Origin of the sequence: Actinacidiphila yanglinensis, assembly GCF_900107965.1 — a bacterium.
Lineage (GTDB): Bacteria > Actinomycetota > Actinomycetes > Streptomycetales > Streptomycetaceae > Actinacidiphila > Actinacidiphila yanglinensis.
Genome location: NZ_FNVU01000017.1, coordinates 134,793 through 160,392 on the forward strand (window position 1 = coordinate 134,793; position 25,600 = coordinate 160,392).

At 74.5% G+C, this 25,600-nt stretch carries 22 protein-coding genes and 2 tRNA genes; 12 read left to right on the top strand and 12 right to left on the bottom strand.

The features are described 5' to 3' along the window. Positions 1–12 precede the first annotated feature (12 nt). Positions 13–89 (bottom strand) — tRNA-Pro (locus tag C4U44_RS30255). 110 nt (positions 90–199) lie between these two features. Between C4U44_RS30255 and C4U44_RS30260 the strand changes: the two genes are divergently transcribed. From C4U44_RS30260 to C4U44_RS30265, 3 genes are all read left to right on the top strand, one after another. Further along, a tRNA-Gly gene (locus C4U44_RS30260) sits at positions 200–270 on the top strand. 156 nt (positions 271–426) lie between these two features. After that, the gene (locus tag C4U44_RS43330; protein ID WP_265737352.1) at positions 427–558 is read left to right on the top strand and encodes a hypothetical protein; all 132 of its coding nucleotides are present in this window, start codon (positions 427–429) and stop codon (positions 556–558) included. 115 nt (positions 559–673) lie between these two features. Next, a complete protein-coding gene (locus C4U44_RS30265) occupies positions 674–1,057 on the top strand; it encodes a hypothetical protein (RefSeq protein WP_160145144.1) in 384 nt (127 codons plus the stop codon). 16 nt (positions 1,058–1,073) lie between these two features. Here the strand turns inward: C4U44_RS30265 and C4U44_RS30270 are convergent, their stop codons facing one another. Beyond that, on the bottom strand, positions 1,074–2,309 hold the full coding sequence (locus C4U44_RS30270; protein WP_103889225.1) for a GNAT family N-acetyltransferase: 1,236 nt from the start codon (positions 2,307–2,309) through the stop codon (positions 1,074–1,076). Positions 2,310–2,475: 166 nt separating this feature from the next. Here C4U44_RS30270 and C4U44_RS30275 point away from each other — a divergent pair, with 166 nt between their 5' ends. Together C4U44_RS30275 and C4U44_RS30280 are read left to right on the top strand one after the other, a co-directional pair. Further along, the gene (locus tag C4U44_RS30275; RefSeq protein WP_103889226.1) at positions 2,476–3,618 is read left to right on the top strand and encodes a PP2C family protein-serine/threonine phosphatase; all 1,143 of its coding nucleotides are present in this window, start codon (positions 2,476–2,478) and stop codon (positions 3,616–3,618) included. A gap of 135 nt (positions 3,619–3,753) precedes the next feature. Further along, entirely contained in the window at positions 3,754–3,948 is a 195-nt protein-coding gene (locus C4U44_RS30280) for a hypothetical protein (RefSeq protein ID WP_103889227.1), read from the top strand. Here the strand turns inward: C4U44_RS30280 and C4U44_RS30285 are convergent. After that, positions 3,913–4,944 (bottom strand): asparaginase, encoded by a 1,032-nt coding sequence (locus C4U44_RS30285; RefSeq protein ID WP_103889228.1) that lies wholly within the window; start codon positions 4,942–4,944, stop codon positions 3,913–3,915. The genes C4U44_RS30280 and C4U44_RS30285 overlap by 36 nt on opposite strands. Positions 4,945–5,083: 139 nt before the next feature. Between C4U44_RS30285 and C4U44_RS30290 the strand changes: the two genes are divergently transcribed. Beyond that, positions 5,084–5,536: an Lrp/AsnC family transcriptional regulator gene (locus tag C4U44_RS30290; protein WP_103889229.1), complete on the top strand. Its 453-nt coding sequence runs from the start codon at positions 5,084–5,086 to the stop codon at positions 5,534–5,536. Between the two features lie 40 nt (positions 5,537–5,576). Here the strand turns inward: C4U44_RS30290 and C4U44_RS30295 are convergent, their stop codons facing one another. The 5 genes from C4U44_RS30295 to C4U44_RS30315 form a co-directional block, all read right to left on the bottom strand. Beyond that, positions 5,577–6,401: an Fpg/Nei family DNA glycosylase gene (locus C4U44_RS30295; RefSeq protein WP_103889230.1), complete on the bottom strand. Its 825-nt coding sequence runs from the start codon at positions 6,399–6,401 to the stop codon at positions 5,577–5,579. A gap of 11 nt (positions 6,402–6,412) precedes the next feature. Continuing rightward, on the bottom strand, positions 6,413–6,901 hold the full coding sequence (locus C4U44_RS30300; RefSeq protein WP_103889231.1) for a ribose-5-phosphate isomerase: 489 nt from the start codon (positions 6,899–6,901) through the stop codon (positions 6,413–6,415). Positions 6,902–7,498: 597 nt separating this feature from the next. Further along, positions 7,499–8,089: a biotin transporter BioY gene (locus C4U44_RS30305; protein WP_103889232.1), complete on the bottom strand. Its 591-nt coding sequence runs from the start codon at positions 8,087–8,089 to the stop codon at positions 7,499–7,501. Positions 8,090–8,380: 291 nt separating this feature from the next. Further along, complete coding sequence (locus tag C4U44_RS30310; protein WP_103889233.1) at positions 8,381–8,767, bottom strand: VOC family protein; 387 nt, start codon at positions 8,765–8,767, stop codon at positions 8,381–8,383. Positions 8,768–8,804: 37 nt separating this feature from the next. Beyond that, positions 8,805–9,473, bottom strand: coding sequence for a mycothiol-dependent nitroreductase Rv2466c family protein (locus tag C4U44_RS30315; protein WP_103889234.1), 669 nt, complete (start codon positions 9,471–9,473; stop codon positions 8,805–8,807). Between the two features lie 191 nt (positions 9,474–9,664). Here C4U44_RS30315 and pepN point away from each other — a divergent pair, with 191 nt between their 5' ends. Together pepN and C4U44_RS30325 are read left to right on the top strand one after the other, a co-directional pair. Beyond that, positions 9,665–12,259 (top strand): aminopeptidase N, encoded by a 2,595-nt coding sequence (gene pepN / locus C4U44_RS30320; protein ID WP_103889235.1) that lies wholly within the window; start codon positions 9,665–9,667, stop codon positions 12,257–12,259. Between the two features lie 796 nt (positions 12,260–13,055). Further along, positions 13,056–14,048 (top strand): hypothetical protein, encoded by a 993-nt coding sequence (locus tag C4U44_RS30325; RefSeq protein ID WP_103889236.1) that lies wholly within the window; start codon positions 13,056–13,058, stop codon positions 14,046–14,048. 13 nt (positions 14,049–14,061) lie between these two features. On the opposite strand, the gene C4U44_RS30330 is transcribed toward C4U44_RS30325, so the two are convergent. From C4U44_RS30330 to C4U44_RS30340, 3 genes are all read right to left on the bottom strand, one after another. Further along, positions 14,062–15,834 (bottom strand): TIGR03767 family metallophosphoesterase, encoded by a 1,773-nt coding sequence (locus tag C4U44_RS30330; protein WP_103889237.1) that lies wholly within the window; start codon positions 15,832–15,834, stop codon positions 14,062–14,064. Between the two features lie 331 nt (positions 15,835–16,165). Continuing rightward, a complete protein-coding gene (locus C4U44_RS30335) occupies positions 16,166–18,697 on the bottom strand; it encodes an FtsX-like permease family protein (protein WP_103889238.1) in 2,532 nt (843 codons plus the stop codon). Next, positions 18,694–19,506: an ABC transporter ATP-binding protein gene (locus C4U44_RS30340; protein ID WP_103889239.1), complete on the bottom strand. Its 813-nt coding sequence runs from the start codon at positions 19,504–19,506 to the stop codon at positions 18,694–18,696. Before C4U44_RS30340 ends, C4U44_RS30335 begins: the two co-directional genes overlap by 4 nt. Before the next feature lie 234 nt (positions 19,507–19,740). On the opposite strand from C4U44_RS30340, the gene malQ reads away from it, so the two are divergent. Together malQ and C4U44_RS30350 are read left to right on the top strand one after the other, a co-directional pair. Further along, the gene (gene malQ, locus C4U44_RS30345; RefSeq protein WP_103889240.1) at positions 19,741–21,813 is read left to right on the top strand and encodes a 4-alpha-glucanotransferase; all 2,073 of its coding nucleotides are present in this window, start codon (positions 19,741–19,743) and stop codon (positions 21,811–21,813) included. 47 nt (positions 21,814–21,860) lie between these two features. Next, the gene (locus tag C4U44_RS30350; RefSeq protein WP_103889241.1) at positions 21,861–22,103 is read left to right on the top strand and encodes a hypothetical protein; all 243 of its coding nucleotides are present in this window, start codon (positions 21,861–21,863) and stop codon (positions 22,101–22,103) included. A 194-nt stretch (positions 22,104–22,297) separates the two neighbouring features. Here the strand turns inward: C4U44_RS30350 and C4U44_RS30355 are convergent, their stop codons facing one another. After that, a complete protein-coding gene (locus tag C4U44_RS30355) occupies positions 22,298–22,846 on the bottom strand; it encodes a MarR family winged helix-turn-helix transcriptional regulator (protein ID WP_103889242.1) in 549 nt (182 codons plus the stop codon). 120 nt (positions 22,847–22,966) lie between these two features. Here C4U44_RS30355 and C4U44_RS30360 point away from each other — a divergent pair, with 120 nt between their 5' ends. Next, the gene (locus C4U44_RS30360; protein WP_103889243.1) at positions 22,967–24,478 is read left to right on the top strand and encodes an MFS transporter; all 1,512 of its coding nucleotides are present in this window, start codon (positions 22,967–22,969) and stop codon (positions 24,476–24,478) included. 112 nt (positions 24,479–24,590) lie between these two features. Further along, positions 24,591–25,568, top strand: a complete 978-nt coding sequence (locus C4U44_RS30365; RefSeq protein WP_103889244.1) for an EamA family transporter — start codon at positions 24,591–24,593, stop codon at positions 25,566–25,568. Positions 25,569–25,600: the final 32 nt, after the last annotated feature.

Here is a 25,600-nt window from a genome sequence, read left to right on the forward strand (position 1 = left end):
CCACGTAACTGCTGGTCGGGGTGGCCGGATTCGAACCGACGGCCTTCCGCTCCCAAAGCGGACGCGCTACCAAGCTGCGCCACACCCCGCTGGTGCGACACGTAGAGTACATGCCCCCGTACGCGCGGGCAGCCGGTATTGCGCCCGCCACCGAGCCGGTTCGACCGACTACCATGCGGTGTGCCAGAATCTTGGCGTCGCGGGCGTAGCTCAATGGTAGAGCCCTAGTCTTCCAAACTAGCTACGCGGGTTCGATTCCCGTCGCCCGCTCTGCGTGTACCCACGGCCCAGGTGGCGGACCTCCCCCGCACCCCGGGCCGCGGTCGTTTCCGGCCCTGGTCCGGTCGTCCGTACCCGCCGCGTGCCCGATGCCCCGGGGTCCGAAATCGCTCCCGATCGGGACGGCGGTTCCGGCACCATGCCCAGGTGGAATGCGAAGGATCCCGTCCCGTCGCCCCGCGCCTGCTGCTCGCCGAGAGCCTGGGGTGGTTCGCGCTGGACCGGCCCGTCCTCATCCCGGCGGGTGCCGTTTCTGGACCGAGCCCGACGCTCTCGTGATCGAGTCCCCCGGCGGCCGGCAGCGCCGCTTCCCGGGCACCGTGTACCGCTGACGGGCGGCGCTTCGCACCACCCGCACCGGGTCGGACCGGCGAGCCGCGCATCGCGTGCCTCCGTGCGCCGTCTGCGTGCCCTGGAGGGGGAGTACGGTGCCGGGGATGGCGTGGGGGACGAGGGGGCGGGCCGGATGTGGCATGACGTGGCGGGGCTGTTGGTGGGGGTCGGGATGGCCGGCGGGGCGGCGCTGAGTTCGGGGCAGGGGCTCGCGCGGTCGTACCGGCGGCCGCGGTGCGGGCGGTGGGCCGGGGTGGCCGCCGGGGTGGGGATCGCGGGCAGCGGGGCGGCCGGCTTGGCCCATGGCCCCGACGCCGCCTTCGTGGCCGCCTTCGCGCTGCTGGGCCTGGGCCTGGTGCTCTACGTCGCCGCCGGGCCGTACACCCGCTTCGGCCGCCGTGCCCGGGCCGCCCGCGCGGCGAGGCGCTGGCGGCCGCGGGCCTAGACGGGCGCAGGGTGGCTCAGAAGCCGTGCGGGAGCCAGGGGGCGGGGGCGGTGCGGAAGGCGTCGCAGGTCTCGGCCAGGGCGCCCGGGCGCAGTTCGCGGACCAGGCCGGCGCCGGCCATCGCGCGCAGGGTGGGGCCGCCGAGGTAGGCGGCGCCCAACTCCTTGACGTCCAAGGCGAGATCGGCCGGGTCGTCGGTGCGCTCGCAGGTCGCGCCCTTCGCGTCGCCGGTCAGCCGCCAACGCCCCGCGTTCCAGGGGCAGAACGCGTCGGCGACGTCGAGGACCACATCGACCGGAACGGAGTACGCGCGGGCCGCCAGCGCCGGGCCGACGTCGACCAGGCGCAGGTGGAGGCCGTCGAGGAAGCCGAGTTCGCAGCGCCGCTGGTCGGCGACGAGGTGCAGCAGCGGATCGTCGATCGCGAGGTTGTCGAAGGCCACGGCGGCGGTGAGGTCGATCGAGGCGAGGTAGCGCCACAGCGCCGCGTACGTCACCGGGTCGAGGGCCCCGATGTTCCTCAGGTTGACGGTGCTGGCGGGCCCGCCCGGGCCGGACGTGCGGGCGACGGCGTAGCGGGCGTAGCCGCGTACCTCCCCGCCGGTCTCGGCCAGCACGCACAGCAGCGGCCCGGAGCCGCCCCGCGTGGCGGGCGCGTCCAGGATCGGCCCCTTCTCCCAACCGGGCTGCCGCGCGAGCATCCCCGCCCGGCCCGGCACCAGGCGGGCGTAGACGGCCTCGCAGGCGGCGAGCACGTCGGGGTCGGCGACGTCCACCAGCCGCAGCCGGATCCCGTCGGCGCCGTCGGGGACGGTGAAGCCGGCCCTCGCGGAGTCGACCCTGCCGTGCATCTCCTGGGTGGCGACGCCGTATCCGAAGCGGCCGTAGATCGCCGGCTCCGAGGCGGTGAGGACCGCGACGGACTCGCCGCCCTCGTGCAGGCTGTCGAGCTGGCGCCGCATCATCGAGGTCAGGATGCCGCGGCGGGTGTGGGTGGGTTGGACGGTGACCATCGTCACGCCGGCCACGGGGAGCAGGTCGCCGCCGGGGACCGTCATCCGGAACGAGTGGAGCCCGGCGGAGCCGACCAGCTCGTCGCCGTCCCAGGCCGAGGTGATGCGGTCGAACTCGATCACGCCGCGCCACATGGCGCGCTCCTCGACGGCCTCGCCGTTGGAGTGGAAGGCGCGTATCACCATGTCGAAGAACGGGTCCCACTGATCCGGACCGATGCCGCGCAGTTCGATGGTCATGCCCCCTGCCTACCAGGCAGGCACCGGGCGCGGCGAACACATTTCCGCGGTCCGGCGCCCGCCGCTCGTCAGGGCGGCAACCCGCGCGCCGGGCGCGCGCCCCGCACAAGCTCACAGGCCATCCGGCCTGCACGGCACGGCAATCGGTGGGTAGGGTCGCCGGGACATGGTTAACGAGACGGCAAAGGGAGAGCTCGGGCTCCGGTGGCGCAGAAGGCTGCACCGGGCCCGGTTGACCGTGCGCCGTTCCGCGGTCGACTACTTCAGGGGCGACGCCTCGGAGTGGGCCGGACTGGCGGCGGTGGCGGTGGCGATCCCGGCGGTCGCGTACGCCTCGGTGAACGTGCCGGTGTGGTGCCCGCCGGAGGCGCTGGTGCTGCCGATCCTGGCGGGCGGGCTGCTGCTGCGCCCGGCGAGCCTGCTGCTGCTGTACGCGGGCTCGGCGATGGCGCTGGTGGTGGAGTCGGCGGTGCTCGGGCCGTACCGCGGGGGCGCGGGCCGGGTGACGCCGGGCACGGTGCTGCTGGTCACCGCGGTCGCCCTGGTCGGGCTGATCATCGCGCAGTTCAGAGCCCGGGTCGGGGTGCCCTGGCGGCGTGGCCACAGCATGCTCTTCGACCTGCGCGAGCGGATCCGGGTGCAGAGCAGGCTGCCGCGGCTGCCGGGCGGCTGGCACGCGGAGATGGCGCTGCGGCCGGCCGGCGGGCAGTCCTTCTCCGGCGACTTCGTGGTGGCCACCCGCAGTTCGGACGGCCGGATGCTGGAAGCGGTGCTCACCGACGTGTCGGGCAAGGGCATGGACGCGGCGTCCCGCTCGCTGCTGCTGTCGGGGGCGTTCGGCGGGCTGCTCGGCTCGCTGCCGTCGCACGCCTTCCTCGGCGCCGCGAACGGCTACCTCCTGCGGCAGAACTGGGAGGAGGGCTTCGCCACGTCGGTGCACCTGGTGCTCGATCTGGAGAGCGGCGACTACGAGTTGCTGTCGGCGGGGCACCTGCCCGGGGTCCAACTGCACGCGGGTACGGGCCGTTGGGAGGAGATGGCGGCCGAAGGGCCCCTGCTGGGGGTGTACGACGGTGCCGAGTTCCACGGCGTGAAGGGCACGTTGAACTCCGGTGATGTGCTGATGCTCTTCACCGACGGCCTGGTGGAGACCCCGGACCGGGAGATCGCCGAGGGTATGGACCGCCTGATCGGCGAGGCGGACCGGCTGGTGGCCGGCGGATTCCGCGGCTCCGCCTGGCGGTTGATCGAGGCGGTGGCCAAAGACGTCAACGACGACCGGGCGTTGCTGGTGGTGTGCAGGGACTAGCCCCCGGGAATGGGACTATGGGTCCGACACGTCTCCCGTGTCCGTGGGCGATGGCACCATGGGAACGGGCGAGGCGGGGGCGGCGGCGCGGTCCCCGGACCGGCAAGGGCTTACCGAAAGAGGAAGTGATCCACCGTGGTTATCTCCCTGTCTGCCGCACTGCTGCTCGCGATCGTGCTGGTCGTGATGATCCGTTCGAAGACCATAAAGGTCGGTCCGGCGATCGTGGCCGCGCTGTTCGGCTTCTTCCTGGCATCGACGAACATGGCCCCGGACATCAACCGTTTCCTCAACTCAGTGGCCGACACCATCAACCAGATAAAGCTCTGACGCGCGCAGTGCCTGCGGGGCGGCCCGCAGGACCCTGTCCAGGGTCTGCCCGGCGTCCTCGCCCTCGGGGGTGGCCAGCAGCGAGGCGAGCAGCGCGATCCGGGCCTGGGAGGGGCGCAGGGTGCCCGCCAGACGGGCTCCCGCGGCGGCCAGGTCGACCGCTCCGCCGCCCGTGTAGAGGGGCGCCACGGCACCCGCGGCGACGCGGGTGCTGATCAGTACCAGGACACCGTCGGCGACGGCTTCCCGTACGGCGTCGGCGACTTCGGGGTTCGCGTTGCCCGCGCCGGTGCCGGCCACCACGAGGCCGCGGGCGCCGGCCGCGAGGGCGGCGTTCAGCAACACCGCATCGCCGTCGCTGTGGTGGGCCAGGATGTCCACCCGGGGGCCGACCGCGTCGGCCGGCGGCATCGGCAGCGGGACCGGGCGCGGGCGCCGGCGGCCCCAGCTCACCCGGCCGAACTCCAGGCGGCCGAGCGGCAGTCCGTCCGGGTCGCCGAAGGCGTGGGCGTCCACGGTGTGCTTCTTGACGGTGCCGCGGGCTGCGTACACCTGGCCGCCGAAGACGATCACGGCGCCGATGTCGCGGCCGGAGGCGGCGGTCAGCAGCGCGTCGTAGAGGTTGCCGGCCGCGTCGCCGTCCTCGGCGTCGAGTGGCTTCTGCGCGCCGGTGAGGACGACCGGGCGGCGGTCGTCGTGGAAGAGGTCGAGGAAGAACGCCGTCTCCTCCAGGGTGTCGGTGCCGTGGGTGACCACGACGCCGACCACGTCGGGGTCGGCCAGCGCCTCGTGCACGGCCCGCAGCAGCTGCAGCTGGTGCGCCGTGGTGAGCCGCGAGCTGTTGACGGTGAACAGGTCCACCACGCTCACGTCCACCCCTTCGGGTACCGCGCCCGCGGCGAGCACTTCCTGTCCCGCGGCCTCGGCCGCGTATCCGTCGCCCTGCCAGCGGCTGGCGATGGTTCCCCCGGTGCTGATGACCACGACGTGACGCACGATGCGCAGCCTCCCTGGTACTGAAGTCGCGCCTCCCCGGGCGCACGGCATTCCCCAGCACAATGATATGCGCGTAGACCTGCCATATGATTGCTAATACCGATCAGCGTTCCGTCGTTTCGTGGTAGGAATCCCCCTCATGGACGCCATCGACAGAAGCATCTTGCGCGAGCTGCAGGCCGACGGCCGGCTGACCAACCAGGAACTGGCCCAGCGGGTGGGCCTGACCCCCTCGCCCTGCCTGCGCCGGGTGCGGCAACTGGAGGACGACGGGGTGATCCAGACCTACCGCGCGGTGGTCGAACCGGCCGCGGTCGGCCGGGGCTTCGAGGTGTTCGCCTCGGTCGAGGTGCACCGCGACCGCGACTCGGTCGCCGCGTTCGAGGCCGAGGTGCAGTCGACGCCCGACGTGGTGGAGGCCTACCGGCTCTACGGGGCGCCCGGCTGCCTGCTGCGCATCGCGGTGGCCGACTCCGACGCCTACGAGCGGTTCTGGACCGACAAGCTGATCGCGCTGCCCGGGGTCTCCGACGTGAACTCGCAGATGATCATGAAGCGGATCAAGTCGCCGCAGGGCATCCCCGTCGACTGACCCGCCACCCGGGAGGTACGGGGCCCGTACGGGGAGAGGTTCAGCCCGCGGCGGCGGGAACCGGCGGCTGGCAGCCCGGGCACCAGAACAGGTTGCGGTTCGCCAGCGGCCGGGTGCGGACCTGCGTGCCGCAGACCAGGCAGGGCTGCCCGGTCCGGCGGTACACGTAGACCTCGCCGCCGTGGTCGTCGCGGCGCGGCGGGCGGCCCATCGCCTCCGGCTCGTGCTCGGGGCGCACCGTGTCGATCCGGTTGGTGCGCACCCCCTCGCGCATGAGCGCCACCAGGTCGGCCCAGATCGCGTCCCACACCCTGCGAGGCAGTTCCCTGCCGGGCAGGAACGGGTCGACCCCGTGCCGGAAGAGGACCTCCGCGCGGTACACGTTGCCGACGCCGGCGAGCACCTTCTGGTCCATCAGCAGCGCCGCGACGGAGATCCGGGAACGGGAGATCCGGGCGTAGGCGCGGTCGGGGTCGTCGCCGGCCCGCAGCGGGTCCGGGCCGAGCCGGTCATGGATCGCCTGCTTCTCACCGCCGGTGATCAGCTGGCAGGCGGCCGGGCCGCGCAGGTTCATGGCGTGCTCGCCGTGCCGGCCGCCGACCAGGCGCAGCCGGACGGTGTCGGTCACCGGGTCGTCGAAGCCGACCTTCCCTATCAGCCCGAGGTGGACGTGCACCCAGCCGAGTTCCCCGAAGCCGAGGAACAGGTGCTTGCCGTGCGCGTCCACGGTGTCGAGCACGGCGCCGTCCAGCAGCGCCGCGCTGTCGGCGAACTTGCCCTGCGGGCTGGCGGCCCGGGTCGGCCGTCCGGCGAAACGCTCACGGCAGTCCTGGGCCAGCCGGTGGATCGTGTGGCCTTCGGGCATCGGCTGCGGGGTCAGTCCTGGTGCGGGTGGTGGGCGGGGATCGGCGGGAGGTCGCCGGTCGCCTCGTACGCGTCCAGCATGTCGATACGGCGCTGGTGGCGCTCCTCCTGCGAGTACGGCGTCGCGAGGAAGACCTCGGCGAACTTGAGGGCTTCGTCGGCGGTGTGCATCCGGGCGCCGATGCTCAGCACGTTGGCGTTGTTGTGCTGGCGGGCGAGGGTGGCGGTCTCCTCGCTCCAGGCGAGTGCGGCGCGGACGCCCTTGACCTTGTTCGCGGCGATCTGCTCGCCGTTGCCGGAGCCGCCGATCACGATGCCGAGGGTGCCGGGGTCGGCGACCGTGCGGGTCGCCGCGCGCAGGCAGAAGGGGGGGTAGTCGTCGACCGCGTCGTAGATGTGCGGGCCGCAGTCGACGGCCTCGTGGCCGTTCGCCGCGAGCCATTCGACGAGGCGGTTCTTGAGTTCGAAGCCCGCATGGTCCGAGCCGAGGTAGACGCGCATACGTTCATTCTTCCACCCCCTCCCCCCGCCCACCTCACGACCCAGCGGGTCCCCGCCGGGGGCACCCTCGCGTCCGCGGTGCCCTCGCGAGCAGCGGCGCCCCATCCCCGTCCCGGGGGCTCCCTTGCGGGAAGGGGGTGCCCATCCCCCGGGCGGGGGTGCCCTTGCGGGAAGGGGGCCGCCCACCCCCCGGGCGGGGGTGCCCTTGCGGGAAGGGGCAACCATCAGGGGCGCGGGGAACGGCGCGAGCAACCGGCCACCGGCCGGTGGTCCGGCGACACCGCCGCAGGGGCTGGGTCCACGGGCCCCCGGCTACGCCGTCGTGGTTGGCCGCGCAGTTCCCCGCGCCCCTGTGGGGCACCCTCGTGCGTGAGGGCACCCCAGCCCCGGGCGGGGGGCACACCGACGGGGAAACGTCCACCACCAAGGGGCGCGGGGAACGGCGCGAGCAACCGGCCACCGGCCGGTGGTCCGGCGACACCGCCGCGGGGGCTGGGCCCGCGGGCCCCCGGCTACGCCGTCGTGGTTGGCCGCGCAGTTCCCCGCGCCCCCTGCAAAGCACCCTCAGCCCGCAAGGGCACCCCCCCGGGGGGCGGGTTAGTGGGTGAGGTGGCGCCAGGCCGTGGGGAGAGCCGTCATCGCGAAGGCCGCCTTGATCGCGTCGCCGAGCAGGTAGGGCCGCAGGCCGACCCGAACCGCGTCCGCGGCGGAAAGGTGCGCGGAGTACGCGAGGTAGGGCACACCGACGGCGTAGACGAGCGCCGATCCGAGCACCATCACGCCCGCGGTACGCAGCACCGTACGATCGCCACCGCGCCGCGCGAGGGAGCCGACGACCGTCGCGGCGAGCAGCATCCCGAGGATGTAGCCGAACGTCGGCATCGACCACCCGGAGGACCCCCCGGCGAAACATGGCAGCCCGGCCGCGCCCGCCGCCGCGTACAGCCCGAGGGAGGCGAACCCGCGCCGTGCCCCGAGCGCGGTGCCGACCAGCAGCGCCGCGAAGGTCTGCCCGGTGACGGGCACGGGCGAGCCGGGCACCGGCACCGAGAGCTGGGCTGCCAGACCCGTGAGCACCGCGCCGCCGACGACGAGCGAGGCGTCCCGCAGCCGGACCCGGTGGACGGAGGAGGCGGGCAGCAGATCGGCGAGTACGGTGCCGGGGGCCGAGGGAGCGGCGGTGCTCATGGGTGACTCCGCGAAGGGTGCGAGGGCGGTCGGGACACGGCGACGCTAGCGCAGCCCCCGCAGCCCGCTCATCGTCGGACCTCGACAAAGCGCGGCGGCCCGCCTTGGAGGCTTTACCCGCGGCCCGGGAACGGCGCCACTCCCCCACCACCCGTGCCCCGTACGGCGTTTCGGCAGCTCGCGTGAGACATCTCACGCCAGGGGAAGCGGCGGGTGCGCGGACGGGGCGACCTGTACCAGGCCGCCCCGTCCGCACGCCGAGCTGTCAGGTTCCACCAAGGGCCCGCCCGCTCACGCGGACTGGAGCAGGTCCCACCGGTTGCCGTACAGGTCGCGGAAGACCGCCACCGTGCCGTACGGCTCGTGCCGCGGCGGCTCCTCGAACTCGACTCCCTCCGCGGTCATCCGGGCGTGGTCGCGGGCGAAGTCGTCGGTGGACAGGAAGAACCCGACCCGGCCGCCGGTCTGGTCGCCGATCCGCGCGGCCTGCCCGGGGTTCGCGGCGCGGGCCAGCAGCAGCGCCGACTCCCGGGCGCCCGGCGGCGCGACGACCACCCAGCGGGTGCCGTCACCGCGCGGGCTGTCCTCGCGCAACTCGAAGCCGAGCGCGCGGGTGTAGAAGTCGACGGCCTCGTCGTAGTCGCGTACGACGAGGGCGGTCAGGGCGAGATGGGGCATGGCGGGACCGTCACTCCTGGTCTGCTCTGCTCGTCGGCTAGTCGAAGATGGGGCCCTGGGTACGGGTGCGCTTGATCTCGTAGAAGCCGGGGATCGAGGCGACCATCAGGGTGCCGTCCCACAGCTTCGCGGCCTCCTCGCCCTTGGGGGCGGGGGTGACGACCGGGCCGAAGAAGGCGATCTGCGAGCCGTCGGCGCCGGGGACGGCGATGACGGGGGTGCCGACCTCCTGGCCGACCTTGTCGATGCCCTCCTTGTGGGAGGCGCGCAACTGCGTGTCGTACCGGTCGGAGTCGGCGAGGTCGGCGAGGTCGGCGGGCAGGCCGACCTCCTCCAGCGCCTCGACGATGGTCTCGCGGGTCTTCGGCTTGGCCTGGTTGTGGAAGCGGGTGCCGAGGGCGGTGTACAGCGGGCCGACGACCTCGTCGCCGTGCAGTTCCTGGGCGGCGATGACGACCCGGACCGGGCCCCACGCGTCGCGCAGGAAGGTGGCGTACTGCTCCGGGAGGGTGTCGAGCTTGTCCTCATTGAGCACGGCGAGGCTCATCACGTGCCACCGCACCTGGACCGGGCGGACCTTCTCGACCTCCAGCATCCAGCGGGAGGTCATCCACGCCCAGGGGCACAGCGGGTCGAACCAGAAGTCGGCGGGGGTCGCCTCCGACGGGGTGACGGAGGTGGCGTTCTCGGGGACGGTCGCGGTCACTGCGGGCTCCTCGTTCACAACATCGTGTCAGGGACGGGCGGTCGGCCGGTGGCCCACCGCACCGTGACGGGGAACGCCCGGCGCACCCCGGAGCATTCCCCGCTGCCGCCCGGAAGGGCCCGTGGGAGGATGCCAGGGCGCCGCGATCCGGCGCGCCCACCAGGCATCATGCCAAGACAGAGGAGCCGCCCGTGCCCGGCGAGAACCTGAGCCGTGAGGAGGCCCGCGAGCGGGCCGCGATCCTGTCCGTGGAGCGGTACGACGTGGCGCTGGACGTCCGTTCCGCCCTCGGGCCCGCCACCGCGGGCGAGCCGCGCACCTTCCGGTCGACCACGGTGATCGACTTCCGCTGCACGCGGCCGGGCGCGTCGACCTTCGCGGACCTGATCGCGCCGGCGGTGACCTCGGTACGGCTCAACGGCCGGGAGCTGGACCCGGCGGCGGTCTTCGACGGCTCCCGGATCGCACTGGACGGGCTGGCCGAGCGCAACACCCTGGTGGTGGACTCGCGGTGCGCCTTCAGCCGAACCGGCGAGGGCCTGCACCGCTTCGAGGACCCCGAGGACGGCGAGGTCTACCTCTACACGCAGTACGAACCGGCTGACGCGCGCCGGGTGTTCGCGAACTTCGAGCAGCCGGACCTGAAGGCGCCCTTCTCCTTCCGGGTGACCGCGCCCGAGGGCTGGACGGTACTGAGCAACGGCGCGGCGGACGGTGAGCCGGTACCGGCCGAAGGAGGCGGCGCCACGGTCGCGTTCGTGCCGACCCAGCCGATCTCGACGTACATCACGGCGGTCGTCGCGGGCCCGTACCACGTGGAGCACGACCACTACGCGCGCACCCACCCGGACGGCGCGGTGCTGGACATCCCGCTGTCCGCGCTGTGCCGCCGCTCGCTGGCCCGGCACTTCGACGCCGACGCGATCTTCGACGTGACCAAGCGCGGGCTGGACTTCTTCCACGAGAGCTTCGACTACCCGTACCCGTTCGGGAAGTACGACCAGGCGTTCGTGCCCGAGTACAACCTGGGCGCGATGGAGAACCCCGGATTGGTCACGTTCCAGGAGGAGTTCGTCTTCCGCGGCAAGGTGACGCGGACGTCGTACGAGCGCCGGGCGAACGTCATCCTGCACGAGATGGCCCACATGTGGTTCGGCGACCTCGTGACGATGCGCTGGTGGGACGACCTGTGGCTGAAGGAGTCCTTCGCGGACTTCATGGGCGCCTTCGCGCAGGTGGAGGCGACGCAGTTCACCGAGGGGTGGATCACCTTCGCCAACCGCCGCAAGTCGTGGGCCTACCGGGCCGACCAACTGCCCTCCACCCACCCGGTGGTGGCGGACATCCCGGACCTGGAGGCGGCGAAGCTCAACTTCGACGGGATCACGTACTCCAAGGGCGCCTCGGTGCTCAAGCAACTCGTGGCGTACGTGGGCCGGGAGGCGTTCCTTGAGGCCGCCCGGCGGTACTTCAAGCGCAACGCGTACGGCAACACCACGCTCGCGGACCTGCTGACGGTGCTGGCGGAGACCTCCGGCCGGGACATGGCCGCATGGTCCGCGGCGTGGTTGGAGACGGCGGGCGTCAACTCGCTGACGCCGCAGGTGATGTGTGACGCGCAGGACCGGATCACCGAGCTGTCGGTGGCGCAGACCGCGGACGAGTCGCACCCGCGGCTGCGGCCGCACCGGGTCGCGGTGGGACTGTACCGGCGCACCACCGAGGGCACGCTGGAGCGGTACGCGCGGGCCGAGACCGACGTGGCGGGGCCGTCGACGGTGGTGGCGGAACTGGCCGGGCAGCCGCGGCCGGACCTGGTGCTGGTCAACGACGACGACCTGACGTACGCCAAGACCCGCTTCGACGAGGTGTCGCTGGCCACGTTGCGCGAGCGGCTGGGCGAGCTGGCCGATCCGCTGGCGCGGGCGCTGGCCTGGTCGGCGGTGTGGAACCTGACCCGGGACGCGCTGATGCCGGCCCGCGACTACCTGGACCTGATGCTGCGCTTCGCCGGGCAGGAGAGCGACATCGGCGTCCTGCAGTCGCTGCACCTCCAGGCGCGCACCGCGCTGGTGCACTACGTGGCCCCCGAGGCGCGGGACGAGGCCGGCACCGCGCTGGCCGAGGGCGCGCTGCACGAGCTGCGCCGGGCCGAGCCGGACAGCGGCCACCAGCTGGCGTGGGCACGGTTCTTCGCCACGGTCGCGTCGTCGGCGGCGGATCTGCAACTGCTGCAGGGGCTGCTGGACGGCTCCGCGAAGATCGACGGGCTGGACGTCGACCAGGAGCTGCGCTGGGCGTTCCTGGAGACGCTCGCGGCCGAGGGCGTGGCCGGGGAGGACGTGGTCAGGGCCGAACGGGCCCGGGACGACACGGCGTCCGGCAACCGGCACGAGGTGCGCTGCCTGGCGGCGCGGCCGGACCCGGCGGTGAAGGCGGCCGCGTGGGCGGCCGTGGTCGAGTCCGACGCGCTGTCCAACGCGCTGACGGAGGCGACGATCGCGGGCTTCGCGCAGCCGGGGCAGCGGGAGTTGGGCGAGGCGTACGTGGCGCCGTACTTCGCCGCGATCGAGGGGGTGTGGGCGGCGCGGTCCATCGAGATCGCGATGAATGTGGTGCGGGGGCTGTATCCGGCGCTCCAGGAGGGGGCGATGGCGCTGGCGGCGACCGATGAGTGGCTCTCCGAGCGGGCAGGTGCGGCACCTGCGTTGCGGCGGCTCGTGCTCGAGGGTCGCGACGACCTTGCGCGGGCGGTGCGGGCCCAACAACGCGACGCGCTGCGCTAGGCCCCGCCGAGAGAAGGGCACCCTTCTCCCCGCTGCCCACGGTGCCCTCGCGAGCAGCGGCGCCCCTCCCCCGGGGCGGGGGGTGCCCTCGCGGGCGACGGCGCCCCTTCCCGCTTACCAGCGCACCCTCGCGGCCGAGCCGCACCCTCCCCCGTCCGGGGGCGCCCTCGCGGGCGAGCGGCACCCTTTCCCCGTCCCAGGGTGCCCTTTCGGGCAAGCGGCACCACCTCCCCGGAGCGGGGTGCCCTCACGGGTTAGGGTGCGCCCTCCCCTGGGGGCGGGGTGCCCTCGCGGGCGACGGCAACCACCGAGGGGCGCGGGGAACTGCGCGCTCAGCCGGCGCGGCGCAGCCGGGGGCCCGCGGGCCCAGCCCCCGCGGCGGTGTCGCCGGACCACCGGCCGGTGGCCGGTTGCTCGCGCAGTTCCCCGCGCCCCTGATTGGCACCCTCCACCCGCAAGGGCACCCCGGCCCCGGGAAGGGCCGAACCGTCGCCCACCAGGGCACCCCGCCACGGGGAAGGGGCACCCTCTGCCCGCAAGGGCAACCCGGCCCCGGGAAGAGGCGAACCGTCGCCCACCAGGGCACCCCGCCACGGGGAAGGGGCACCGTCCGCCCGCAAGGGCACCGCGGTGGCGGGGAGGGGGCGGGGACAGCCGCAAGGGCACCCCGGGGCGGCTTGACGGGGACCGATTCTCGGCAGGGTGGGGGTGGGACTTTAGCCCGGCGTTGTCCGGGTTTGTCGACGGACGCGTAACAACGGTTAGTGACCACCCTCCCCACGGGAAACACTCGGCCATGAACGCGAACGACCTCACCCCCCACGCCCCGGACCACATCGACGACTGCGACGAGACGGTCCTGACCGTCCGCCGCCTGCGCGAACTCGGCCTGAGCGCCGCGGAAATCGCCGCGCGGTGCCGCCCCGGCGGCAACTGGCAGCAGATCCTCCCGCAGGTGTGCCTGCTGCACTCCGGACCCCCCAGCAGCGAGGAGCGGGTGCGCGCCGCGCTGCTGTACGCCGGGCGGGAACCGGACGCGCACGGCCCGGTCGGCGGCGGCCGCGAGGCGATGGTGACCGGCCTGGCCGCACTCGCGCTGTACCGCTTCTCCGCCGTCCCCCCGCTGATCGGCCTGCCGGCGATCGACGTCCTGGTGCCCTGGCAGCGCAGGCTGCGCGACGCCGGCGAGGTGCGGGTGCACCGCGCCCGCGAACTCCCCCTGGCGCGGAACGTCTCGGGGCTGCCCTGCGCGCCGGTGCCGCGCGCGGTCGCCGACGCGGTCGCCGAACTCGGGGACACCGACGCCGTACGCGCGCTGCTGACCGAGGCCGTACGGTCCGGGCACTGCGAGGGTGCGGCGGTGCTGCGCGAGCTGTCCCGGGCCGGACTGCTGGACCGCCCGCAGGTGCGGCGCGCGGTGGACGTGCTGCGCGCGGAGGACCGCGCGATGGCCGAGCAGCGCCTGTACGTGATGGTGCACTGCCACCAACTGCCCGACCCCGTCTGGAACGTCGACCTCCGGCTGCCGGGCGGGCCGCCGTTGGGCGGGGTCGACGCGTTCTGGCCGGAGCACGGCGTCGCCGTCTGCCTCGACCCGGCCGACGACGCGCTGTGGCCGCACTGCGCCCGGCAGCGCGAGCACCTGGAAGCGCTGGGCGTGACGGTGGTGTTCGTGTCCCCCGTGAAGCTGCGGGACGCGATGGAGCAGCAGGCGGCGGTGATCAGGACGGCGCTGATCGCGTCCTGCGACCGGGAGCCGGCCGCCTACCTGGTGGTCACCCCGCGCTGAGCCGACCGCGTACTCACCGCTTCCTCAGCAGCAGTTCCGCGTTGCGGTCGTCCGCCTTGCCGGTGGTCGAGGAGATGTCGGCCCCGGGCGCGTTGAAGGCCAACTCCCGGTAGAGGGAGGCCAGTCCGGTGGTGGACAGGTCGTGATAGTCGGTCCGGTGCGGGGCGGCGGACTCGATCAGCGTGGTGATCAGTGACAGCGTCCCGTCGTGGTTGTCCACGATCTCGATGACCCGGGCGAGCTGCGGATAGTCCACGTGGGAGGCGGTGTTGACCTCCCAGAAGGTGCCGCGCGGGTCGATCCGGTTGTGGTGGCTGTGCCCGTTGATCCAGGCCAGCACGTTCGGGTGCTTCTTCAGCAGCGCGGTCAACTCGTCGCCGCTGTGCCGCTTCTCCTTCGGGCGGGCCGGGTCCGCACGCAGGTTGGTCATGCTGTGGCTGGGGTGGTGGCTGAAGACGAGGATGTGCTGGTCACTGTGGGCGTCCAGGGTGCGTCCCAGCCAGGCGAGTTGCTCGGAGCCGATCGAGCCGAGGAACGCGCCGCCCCGGTCGGTGGTGTCCAGGCTGATGCCGAGCACGCCCTCGGCGACCGGGAAGCTGTAGTACATGTGATCGGCGTCCACGCCCTCGGCGGCGTACCCGTGGCCGACCGGGCCGGCCCCCGTACGGCGCGGGTCGAGGTGCGCGGCCAGGTACTCCTGCGGGGTGAAGGGTGCCCGGCGGGCGTCGGGGGTGACGGTGCGCGCGGTGCGGGCGTAGCGCTGGAGGACGCCGCGGACCAGCGTGCCGTCCGGGTCCTGCTGCGCGGACACCGCCTTGTACACGCGCATCATGTCGGCGTGCGGGACCTGCTCCAGCTTGCGGTCGCCGACGGCGGTCTGCGCGGCGAACGAGCCGTGCGGGCCCGACCGGTAGGCGCCGCTGAACAGGGCGTCGTGGTTGCCGACCGTGGAGTACCAGGGGATGGTCAGGCCCGGCGCGGTGAGCGGGCGCATCGCCGCGGACAGGTAGCCGGGCAGGTGCGGGAAGCCGAGCTTCTTGTCGGCGTCGGTACGGGCGCTCTCCGGCTGCCAGAACAGCGGCAGCCCGGAGTTCTGGATGCCCTCGAACGCCTGCGGGTCACCGGTGTTGGGGTCGATCCGGCCGCCGCTCATCGCGGTGAGGAACCAGTCGAGTTCCACGGTCGAGTTGTTGTCGGTGTTGTCGCCGGTGGTGATCGCGAAGGAGAGCGGGTGACCGGTGACCGGGCCGCCGCGCAGGCTGTTCACCCGGTCGATCAGCGAGAGCGTGCTCAGCACGGACAGCGCCTCGTGCGGGCGCCAGTCGTGCGGGCCGTGCTCGCGCATCCACTCCATCCGCAGCGGCGACTGCACGTCCATCACGTGCAGGTCGGTGAGCTGGACGAACGCGGCGACCACGGTGCGGCGGTCGGCGCGGCCCGGGTGCGCGGGGGCCAGGTCGGCGCGGACCACGCGCTTCCAGCCCGGGCCGTCCGTCAGCCGCCGGAAGGGGCCCTTGCCGGTCGGCGTCGCCACCGAGTGCAGGGTGGTGCCGACGGTGGTCGGAACGGCCGGTGCCGGAGGCGTCGTGGTGGCGGGCGCGCTGGTCGCGGTGCGCGGCGCGGGTACGGACGGCGCCGTGGTCGGCCGGGCGCTGGCCCGGTCGGAGCCGGGGCCGAACACCCATGCGGTGGCGCCTCCCGCCGCCGCGAGGCCGGCTCCGGAGGCGATCAGCAGGGTACGGCGGTCGAGAGGGGAGGGGATCCGGGCGGGCTCGGGTGCGGGCATGACGTTCCCCCGTGGGGAGGCTGAGGCGTACGAGCGGCCCCGGGCGTGGGGCACCCACGGGGATGGTTGGCAGCCGAAGTGACGTACGCCGTAACGCGGCACGAACGCGGAATGCCCATCTCCGGGCGTGAATGTCCGTTTCCGCGATGGCCATCCGGCGGACACTTGCGGCTACGCGCCGTTACGGTTCCGGTCGTTGCCAGGCCTCCCGCCGGGTACGGCTCGCCGTTACGGTTCCGGTCGTACCCCGGCCTCCCACCGGTGGAGTGCTGCGCGCGCAGTTCCCCGCGCCCCCGGTGGTGCGGGTGCTTCCGCGGAAGGGGGCGCGGGGCTACTCGGGTGGGGCCGTTGCCACCGGGGCGCGGAGGAGGGCGCGGGTGGGGAGGGCCGTGGCGGTCAGGGTCAGGAGCAGCGCGCCGCCGGCGATGCCGAAGAAGGTGGCTGGGGGGACATAGGGCGCGGAGCCGGTGAGGCCGCGGGCGATGGGGACCAGGGTGATCCAGGCGATGCCCCCGCCGATGAGCAGCCCGCTCACCGCGACGACCAGGGCCTCCCAGCGGAGCATCCCCCGCACCTGCCGCCGCGTCGTGCCGGCCAGCCGGAGCAGCGCGACCTCGCGGCGGCGGTCGAGGACCGTCATGACCAGGGTGTTGGCGGCGGCGACGGCCGCGAACCCGCCGAGCACGGCGGCCATCACCCGGTTCGCCCACGCGTTGAGTTCCAGGTCCTTGTCCGCCTGCACGCGGTAACCGGCACGGTCGGTGACCGTCTGCCCGGGCACTCCGAGGCCGGCCAACTCCCTTTGCACGGCGGACCGGTCGGCGCCAGGTGCGTCGCGCACGAGTACCTGCGCGTCGTACGCCGTTCCCGCGTGGGCGGCGACCGCGTCACGCGGCATGAGCAACTGACCCAGGCCCAGGCCGCGTTGATACACGGCGACGACCTTGGAACGTACCTGCGTGCCGTCGCCGAGCCAGAGCGACAGGTGGCCGCCGACCTTCACGTGGGCGGTCGCGGCCAGCAGCGTGTCGACGGCGACCGTACGGCCGTCATGGGTGAGGCCGGCCAACGACCCGCTCCGCACGCCGAGTCGGAGCACCTGGGGCAAGGCAGCGGCGTCGCCCGAGACGCCGATGAGGTTCGCGGATTCCAGCGAGCCGCTCGCACGGAAGAGGGCTCCGGTGCGCAGCACGCCGACCGCGGTGTCCACGCCGTGCAGGGCGGCGGCGCGGCCGGTGGCGGAGGCGGGCAGCCCGGCGCCGTCGGAGCCGACCACCTGATCGGCGACGACGCCCTCGCGGATCTGCCGGGACGAGGTGTGCGTGATCGAGCCCTGCATGCACAGCAGGGTGCCGCAGAAAGCGGTGACCAGCGCGATCGGGGTGATCGCGGCCGCCAACCGGCGTGCGGCGGCACGGGTGTTGGCGGCGGCCAGCATCCCCGAGACGCTCCCCGACGCCCGCAGCGGCAGCCCCAGCACCGCCGAGGCGAGCCATGCCACCACCGGGCCGAGGAAGGCCACTCCGGCCATCAGGCTGAACACGACGCCGAGCGCGACCGAGGCGGCCTCGTCGCCGGTGGCGTGTGCGGCGACCTCGGCCAGCACGCAGCCGCCGGCGACCGCGGCGACGCCCAGCACCGTACGCACCACGCCGGGCCTGCGGCGTTCCACGGCGGCCTCGCCCATCGCCTCGCTGGGCCGGGCCTTGGACGGGCGCCGGGCGGCGAGGTAGCCGGCCAGCAGCGACCCGAGCAGGCCCGCGCCGACCGCCGCGGCCATCGGGATCCAGCCGACGGCGGCCGTCACGCCGTGCGGTACCGCGCCCTTGTGCACGAGCTGGCGCAGCCACCAGCGGGCGAGTTCGATGCCGGGCCAGATACCGGCGGCGCCGGCGAGCGGGGCGACCAGCAGCGCCTCGGTGGCGACGGTCCTGCGGATCTGCCGGGGGGTGGCGCCGACCGCGCGCAGCAGCGCGATCTCCCGCGCCCGCTGGCCGACGGCGAGGGCGACGGTGCCCATCACCACGAACACCGCGGTGGCCGCGGCGATCCCGCCGAAGGAGCCGCCGAGCGCGACCAGCGTCTCCTTGGCCGCGGCGAGTCGGGGCTGCTCCGCCTCGCCGCGGCCGTCGCCGGTGCGGACCTTCGCGTGGCCGCCCACCGCGAGGCGCGCCTGGTCCGCCAGCGCGTCCGTGCCGGTGCCCGGTGCCGGGAAGACCGCGATGGCGTCGGCGCGCCCGGGGTGGCCCGACAGCGCGCCCGCGGCGGCGTCGGCGAAATACGCGGTCGGCCCGGCGGCGGAACCGGCGGGGACCAGGCCGGAGACCCGGTACGCGCCGGTCCGCCCGGGCGCGGTGAGGGTGAGGGTGTCCCCGACGGCGACGTGCGCCGCGCGGGCGGTGCCCGCGTCGAGCACGACCTCGCCGGCGCGGGGCGCGGCGGGTGCGCCGGTGGCGTGGCCGCCGGGCGGCTGGGCGATCAGGTGGGCGGACCAGTCGCGGCCGGTGAGCTGCGGCAGGTGCGCGGCCCCCACCGGGAAGGCGATGTCGGGCACCGCCGCGGCCACGCCGGGCCGGGCCGCGATCCGGGCGGCGAGGGCGGTGGCGAGCCGGGGCTGGTCGGTGAGCGGTTCGGACTCGGTGTCGCGGTCGTCGCCGTGCCCGGTGGTGATGTGGGCCTGCGGATCGGCCGCGACCACGACCGGCACGTGCGCGTAGCGCGCCGGCGGCACGTGTGCGGTCAGGCCGGTCTGGAGCAGCGTGCCGCACGCGGTGACCACGGCGGCCGCGAAGAGCAGCGCGACGAACGTACCCACGAAGGACGCGGGCCTGAAGCGCACGGAGGCACGGGCCAGGCCGTTCATGCCGCCCGCCCCTCCCGGACCGCCGCGGTACGCGCGGCCGGTCCCTCGGAGGTGCGGCGCGCGAGGGCCACCATCCGGTCGGCGACGGCCGCCGGGTCGGGGGCGACCAGCTCACCGGCGAGGTTCCCGTCGGCGAGGAAGAGCACCCGGTCGGCGTACGAGGCGGCGACCGGATCATGGGTCACCATCACCACGGTCGCCGCCGGGCCGAAACCGTCCGCCCCACCGCGGTCGACGGCCTCCCGCAGCATCGCCAGGACGTCCCGGGCGGTGCCGGTGTCGAGCGCGCCGGTCGGCTCGTCCGCGAAGATCACCTCCGGGCCGGTCACCAGCGCGCGGGCGATCGCCACCCGCTGCTGCTGGCCGCCGGACAGTTGCCCGGGCCGGCGCCTGCCGTAGCCCTCCAGGCCGACCCGCGCCAGCATCGCCGCCGCCCGGCGCCGGTCCGGGCGCTGCCCGGCCAGGCGCTGCGGCAGCAGGACGTTCTGCTGGACGGTCAGCGACGGCAGCAGGTTGAACGACTGGAAGACGAAGCCGATCCGGCTGCGGCGCAGCCGGGTCAGCCGGTTCTCGCTCAGTCCGGTGATCTCCTCGCCGCCCAGCAGCACGGAGCCGCCGGACGGCCGGTCCAGGCCCGCCGCACACTGCAGGAACGTGCTCTTGCCGGAGCCGGAGGGCCCCATGACCGCGGTGAAGGTGCCGCGCGGCAACGCCAGGTCGATGCCGCGCAGCGCGTGCACCGCCGCGTCGCCCCGGCCGTAGGTCCGTCGCACGCCGCGCAGTTCGACTGCGGGGGCCGTGCTCGTCATCGGGCTCGCTCCGTGTTCGTCCACGGTTCGACGTTAGGAATCGCGGGCCGCGCGAACCATGGCGCTCCCCGGCGTCCCCTTGGTGGGGTTGTCCCCACCCGGTTCCGGCCCGTGCGGTGCGCACCCCCGGCACCGGAGGGCGCCGGTCCCCGCCGGGTGCGCGGGCCGGGAGGGGGTAGGAGCAGGGCACCCCGGGGTAGGGGTGTGTGCACCCACTGTGAGGACGGAGGCCCGATGGACCGGGTTCGGCTGGCCGGGTTGTACGGCGTGGACGTGACGTACCGCCCGACCGCGGATACGGAGGTGCCCGTCCCGGAGGAGACGATCGTGGCCGTGCTGGCCGCGCTCGGGGTGGACGCGAGCACGCCGCGCTCGGTCAAGGACGCGCTGGCGGCGTACGACCAGCGCGCGGCGCACCGGCTGCTGGACCCGTGCACGGTGCTGCGGGCCGGCCACGGCACCCTCGACGCGCTGCGGGCCCGGCTGCCGCGGGACACCCGGCTGACCGTGTCGACCCGCTCCGGCGAGCCGCTGACCACCGCCCCGGGTGAGCCCGGCCGCTACGTGCTGCGGGCCGTCACGCCCGACGGGCGCACCGCGAGCGGCGACCTGGTCGTGGCGCCGGCGCGGCTGCCGGGCCCGCCGGAACGCACCTTCGGCTTCATGGCACAGCTGTACTCGACGCTCTCGTCGCGTTCCTGGGGCATGGGCGACCTCGCCGACCTCGCCGACCTCGCCGCCTGGTCGGGCCGCACCCTGGGTGCGGGCTTCGTGCAGATCAACCCGCTGCACGCGGCCGTGCCCGGCCGCCCCACCGACCCCTCGCCGTACCGCCCGTCCTCGCGGCGCTTCCCGGACCCGGTCTACCTGCGGGTGGAGGAGATCCCGGAGTACGCCTACCTGCCGGCGGACCTGCGCGAGCAGGCCGCGCGGCTGCTGCGCGGGGCCGCCGCGCTGCGCGACGAGGTGCTGCTGAAGGACGCGTTGATCGACCGGGACGCGGTGTGGGACCTGAAGTCGAAGGCGCTGGAAATGCTGCGCACGGTGCGGCTGAGCCCGGGCCGGCGCGCCGCGTACGCCGACTTCCTCGCCGAGCAGGGCCAGGCGCTGGACGACCACGCCACCTGGTCGGCGCTGGCCGAGCTGCACGGACCGGACTGGCACGCCTGGCCGGCGGGCCTGCGCGACCCGCGCTCGCCGCAGGTGGCACGGGCGCGTAGCGACCTGATGGAGCGGGTGGACTTCCACTCGTGGCTGACCTGGCTGACCGACAGCCAGCTCGGGGCGGCGCAGCAGGCCGCGCGGGACGCGGGGATGCCGGTCGGCGTGGTGCACGACCTGGCGGTGGGCGTGCACCCGGCCGGCTCGGACGCCTGGTCGATGCAGGACGTGCTGGCCGCGGGCATCTCGGTGGGGGCGCCGCCGGACGCCTTCAACTCCCGTGGCCAGGACTGGGGTCTGCCGCCCTGGCGGCCGGACGCGCTCGCGGCGACCGGCTACGCGCCGTACCGCGACCTGATCGCGCGGATGCTGCGGCACGCCGGCGGGCTGCGGATCGATCACGTGATGGGCCTGTTCCGGCTGTGGTGGGTGCCGCAGGGCCGCCCGCCGACGGACGGCACGTACGTCAGGTACGACGCGGACGCGATGCTCGGCCTGCTGGCGCTGGAGGCGTACGAGGCGGGCGCGGTGGTGATCGGCGAGGACCTCGGCACCGTCGAGGCAGGCGTGCGGGAGGAGATGGCCGACCGCGGGGTGCTGGGCACCTCGGTGCTGTGGTTCGAGCGGGACTACTCCGGGGCCGATCCGGACCGCCGGCCGCTGCCGCCGTCGGCGTGGCGGGAGGCCTGCCTGGCGACGGCGACCACGCACGACCTGCCGAGCACCGCGGCCCGGCTGACCGGCGAGCACGTGGTGCTGCGGCACCGGCTGCGGCTGCTGACCCGGCCGCTGGTGCAGGAGCAGGCGGAGGACGCGGCGGAGGTCGCGGAGTGGATCGCGCTGCTCAGCCGGCTCGGGATGCTGCCGGAGGGCGCGGCGGACGAGGAGGCGGTGGTCAAGGCCGTGCACCGGTTCCTGGCGGCGACCCCTGCGCGGATGATCGGGATCTGGCTGCCGGACGCGGTCGGCGACCGGCGCCCGCAGAACCTGCCCGGCACGTCGACGGAGTACCCGAACTGGCGGTTGCCGGTCGCCGGAGCGGACGGCCGGCCGCTCACGCTGGAGCAACTGGCCGCGTCGTCGCGGCTGCACGCGCTGGCCGACGAGGTCCGCCGGGCGCTGGCGACGCGTCCGACGCGCCCGTAGGGCACCCCGGGCGCGCGGCCCGAAGACGTGGTCACTACATTGAGCGTGTGGACAACAAGCTCACCAAGAAGGTCGTGCGTGCCGGGGTCGTCACCACCGGTACGACGCTGCTGCTGCTGATGTCGTCTCCCGCCTTCGCGCTGCAGCGCAATGACGGTGACGACCCGGGATCGGGTCTCAGCGTGCTCCAGACGCTCGGCCTGTTCGTGGCCATCCCGCTGGTGCTGTTCGGCGTCATCGCCGGCCTGGTCATCGTGACGGACAAGTCCCGCAAGCAGCAGGAACACTGAGCCGGGCGGCTTCGGCCGTCCCCGCCGTGCAGCCCCCGCCCGCGCCAGGCGCGTCCGGGGGCTCAGTGCTGCCCGGAGGGGGCTGAAGCGCGGCCCGGAGCGGGGGCACGGCTCCGTCCGAAGGGGCACTGTCCTGGCCGGGATCCGTACCGGCCGGGCTCCGTACCGGCCCTCGGGCACACCGGGCGCGCGGGTCAGCGCCGGCCCGGACCTCCGGCGGCGCCGCGTGACGGCCCCGGGCCGCCCGCCTGTTCGGACTCCGTCGACGCGAGCAACTGCCGCAGCAGGTCCGCCAGCAGGTCCGCCTGGTCCGCGTCCATGCCCTCGAGCGCGGCCTGTTGCACCGCCACTCCGGCCACGAGGGCCTCGTCGATGACCGCGAGGCCGCGCGGGGTGAGCGTCACCCGAAGGCCCCTGCGGTCACCCGGGTCGGGGGCCCTCTCCAGCAGCCCGGCCTGCTCCAGCTTGTCCAGCCGCCCGGTCATCCCGCCGGTGGTCAGCATCAGCGTCGCGGACAGCTGCCGGGGCGAGAGGGTGTACGGCTCCCCCGAGCGCCGCAGCGTGGAGAGCACGTCGAACTCGCCGCGGCCGATGCCGAACCGGCGGTACTCCTTCTCCATCCGGTCGCCCATCACCCGGGCCAGCCGGTAGATCCGGCCGAACACGGCCATCGCCCGCGTGTCCAGCTCCGGGCGCTCGCGGTTCCACTGGCCGGTGATCGCGTCGACAGCGTCGCTTCCCATGATCCGAGTATCGGCCGCGGGGTCGGTCGAAGGCAAGAAAGTAGCTTGAAGGTAAGTCGCTTGACTCTGATTAGCTTGCTGCTAAGCTACTTTCCAACGACCTACTTGCGGGGGGTTCCGATGCAGCGCAGCAGCACACCGACGGACGCAGCACGGCGGGGGCGGCAGGCCCGTGGCGGGCGGGGCATACCCGGCGAGCGCGCGATGCTCACCGCGATGGGCGTCGACGCGGTCGGCTCCGGGATGTACGTCCCCTTCAGCCTGGTCTTCTTCCACCACATCACCGGGCTGTCGTTCACCGTGGTCGGCGCGGTCCTCACGGCGGTCGGGCTGGTGGGGATGGCCGCGCTGCCGCTCGCCGGCACCGCCGTCGACCGCTACGGCGCCCGCCGGGTCCAGCTCCTCCTCTACGGCGTGCGCGGCACCGGCTTCGCGCTCTACCCGTTCGCGACCACGCTGCCCGCCTTCGCCGCCGTCGCCCTCTTCACCGCGTTCGGCGACCGCGCGTTCCCCGCGGTGCAACAGTCGTGGATCGGCGAGGTGGCCGCCGGCGTCGACCGGGACCGGCTCCAGGCCGCCTCGCGCGCGCTGCGCAACGGCGGGCTCGGCGCGGGCGCGCTGCTCGCCTCACTGGCCATCTCGCTGGCGGGCGGCAGCGGCTTCACGATCGCCGCGTGGCTGAACGCGGCGAGTTTCGGGCTGGCCGCGCTCCTCGTACGGGGGATCCGACCGGCGGGTGCGGTGAACGGGTCGGCGACGGGCGCCGGGAAGTCGGCGTCCGGGCAGGCGCAGGGCGGGCAGGCGCAGAGCGGGCGGGCGCCGGGCGGGGTCGCGGGCCGGAGCGCGGCGCGCGGGTGCCGCGGCGCTGCCCAGCAGGCGGCAAGCGGCTACCGGACGGTGCTGCGCGACCGGGCCTTCCTCGGCCTGACCGGCGCCAACCTGCTGACCGCGCTGGGGTATTCGGCACTGCCGGTGATGTTCCCGCTCTTCATCGTCGGGCGGCTGGGACTGCCGCAGGCGCTGACCGGGGCGGCGTTCACGCTGAACACGGTGCTGTGCGCGGTGGGCGGGGTGGCGGTGGCCGGGATCGTACGGCGCCGCGGTGCCCGGCGGACCCGGGCGGCGGCGCTGGGCGCGGTGCTCTTCGCGTCCGCGTTCGCCGGGCTGGCGCTGCTCGGCACGGTCCGGCCGCACGCCGGATGGGTGCTGCCGGTGGGGCTGTTCGCGCTGGTCGTCCTCTACACGCTGGGCGAGACCGTGCACAGCCCGTCGTCCGGCACGCTCGCGGTGGCCGCCGCGCCGAGCGCCCTGCGCGGCCGCTACATGGCCACCTACCAGCTGTCCTGGTCGCTGGCGAGCACGCTCGCGCCCTCGCTCTTCACCGCGCTGAACGCCGCCGACCCGCGACTGCCGTGGCTGCTGCTGACCGGTACCGCGCTGTCGGCCGCGGCGCTGCTGGTGCGGCTGGAGAAGCGGCTCCCCGCCGACGCGGTACGGCTCACCTCCCCCGCCCCGGTGGCGGCGTCGGTCCCTTCGGCGGTGCTCACGCCGGCGCCGGCCTCCTCCGCGCAGGCGCCGGGCCCCACGGATCGCGAGGGGGCTCCCGTGGGCACGCCGGCCCGGACCGCCTGAGCGCCCCGGTCCGCGGCCCGCGCCGCGCACTCCGCAACTCCGCCGGCTCCGTCAGCTCCGCCAACTCCGCCGACTCCGCAAGGTCCGCCAACTCCATGCGAGGAGAACGCCGATGACCCGCACCGCGCACTTCGACCACCTCGGCACCACGGCACTGACCGCGCTCGCCCCGATCTCCTGGGGGTCCACCTACCTGGTCACCACGCAGTGGCTGCCGCCGGACCGGCCGCTGTTCGCCGGGCTGATGCGGGCGCTGCCCGCGGGGCTGCTGCTGGTCGCCGCCGGAAGGAAGCTGCCGCACGGCGCGTGGTGGGGGAAGGCGTTCGTGCTGGGCGCGCTGAACATCGGTGCGTTCTTCCCGCTGCTGTTCCTCGCGGCCTACCGGCTGCCGGGCGGGGTCGCGGCCGTGGTGGGCGCGGTGGGGCCGCTGTTGGTGGCGGGCCTGTCGGCGGGGCTGCTGCGGGAACGGCCCGGCCGGCGGGCGGTCGCGGCCGCGCTGCTCGGCGCGTTCGGGGTGAGCCTGGTGGTCCTGGGGCCGGGCGCGGGTCTGGACGCCACCGGGGTACTGGCCGGGCTCGGTGGGGCCGCGGCGATGGCGGCGGGGACGGTGCTCACCAAGCGCTGGGGCCGCCCCGACGGCGTGGGACCGCTGGTCCTCACCGGCTGGCAGCTCAGCGCCGGCGGCCTGCTCATCGCGCCGGTCGCCCTGCTCGTCGAGGGCCCGCCGCCCGCCCTCGACACCCCCAACGTGCTCGGCTACGGCTACCTCGCCCTGGTCAACACCGCGCTGGCGTACGCCCTGTGGTTCCGCGGCATCGCACGTATGCCGGTCACCTCGGTGAGCGTGCTGGCCTTCCTGAGCACGCTGTCGGCCGCGGTCATCGGGTGGCTCGCGCTCGGCCAGGCCCTCGGTGCGCTGCAACTGGCGGGCATGGCCGTCGCCGTGGCCGGCACCCTGCTGGGCCAGCGACCCGCCACGCGGACGGGCCGGACCGCCGGGCAGCCCAGCCGGCCGAACCCGCCGGAACCGCGCACCCGGACCGCGCCGGCCGCCCCCACCGCCCGGGTCGCCCCGCACGGCCGCGCCTGACACCGCGTCACTTCCCCGCGAACGCAGCGGTG

What these genes read in the sequence shown, in the direction of transcription:
- C4U44_RS30270 (WP_103889225.1), bottom strand. Translation starts at nt 2,309, where the DNA reads ATGACCATCGAACTGCGCGGCATCGGTCCGGATCAGTGGGACCCGTTC.
- C4U44_RS30275 (WP_103889226.1), top strand. Translation starts at nt 2,476, where the DNA reads ATGGTTAACGAGACGGCAAAGGGAGAGCTCGGGCTCCGGTGGCGCAGA.
- C4U44_RS30290 (WP_103889229.1), top strand. Translation starts at nt 5,084, where the DNA reads ATGGACGCCATCGACAGAAGCATCTTGCGCGAGCTGCAGGCCGACGGC.
- C4U44_RS30295 (WP_103889230.1), bottom strand. Translation starts at nt 6,401, where the DNA reads ATGCCCGAAGGCCACACGATCCACCGGCTGGCCCAGGACTGCCGTGAG.
- C4U44_RS30300 (WP_103889231.1), bottom strand. Translation starts at nt 6,901, where the DNA reads ATGCGCGTCTACCTCGGCTCGGACCATGCGGGCTTCGAACTCAAGAAC.
- C4U44_RS30305 (WP_103889232.1), bottom strand. Translation starts at nt 8,089, where the DNA reads ATGAGCACCGCCGCTCCCTCGGCCCCCGGCACCGTACTCGCCGATCTG.
- C4U44_RS30310 (WP_103889233.1), bottom strand. Translation starts at nt 8,767, where the DNA reads ATGCCCCATCTCGCCCTGACCGCCCTCGTCGTACGCGACTACGACGAG.
- C4U44_RS30325 (WP_103889236.1), top strand. Translation starts at nt 13,056, where the DNA reads ATGAACGCGAACGACCTCACCCCCCACGCCCCGGACCACATCGACGAC.
- C4U44_RS30330 (WP_103889237.1), bottom strand. Translation starts at nt 15,834, where the DNA reads ATGCCCGCACCCGAGCCCGCCCGGATCCCCTCCCCTCTCGACCGCCGT.
- C4U44_RS30335 (WP_103889238.1), bottom strand. Translation starts at nt 18,697, where the DNA reads ATGAACGGCCTGGCCCGTGCCTCCGTGCGCTTCAGGCCCGCGTCCTTC.
- C4U44_RS30340 (WP_103889239.1), bottom strand. Translation starts at nt 19,506, where the DNA reads ATGACGAGCACGGCCCCCGCAGTCGAACTGCGCGGCGTGCGACGGACC.
- malQ (WP_103889240.1), top strand. Translation starts at nt 19,741, where the DNA reads ATGGACCGGGTTCGGCTGGCCGGGTTGTACGGCGTGGACGTGACGTAC.
- C4U44_RS30355 (WP_103889242.1), bottom strand. Translation starts at nt 22,846, where the DNA reads ATGGGAAGCGACGCTGTCGACGCGATCACCGGCCAGTGGAACCGCGAG.
- C4U44_RS30360 (WP_103889243.1), top strand. Translation starts at nt 22,967, where the DNA reads ATGCAGCGCAGCAGCACACCGACGGACGCAGCACGGCGGGGGCGGCAG.
- C4U44_RS30365 (WP_103889244.1), top strand. Translation starts at nt 24,591, where the DNA reads ATGACCCGCACCGCGCACTTCGACCACCTCGGCACCACGGCACTGACC.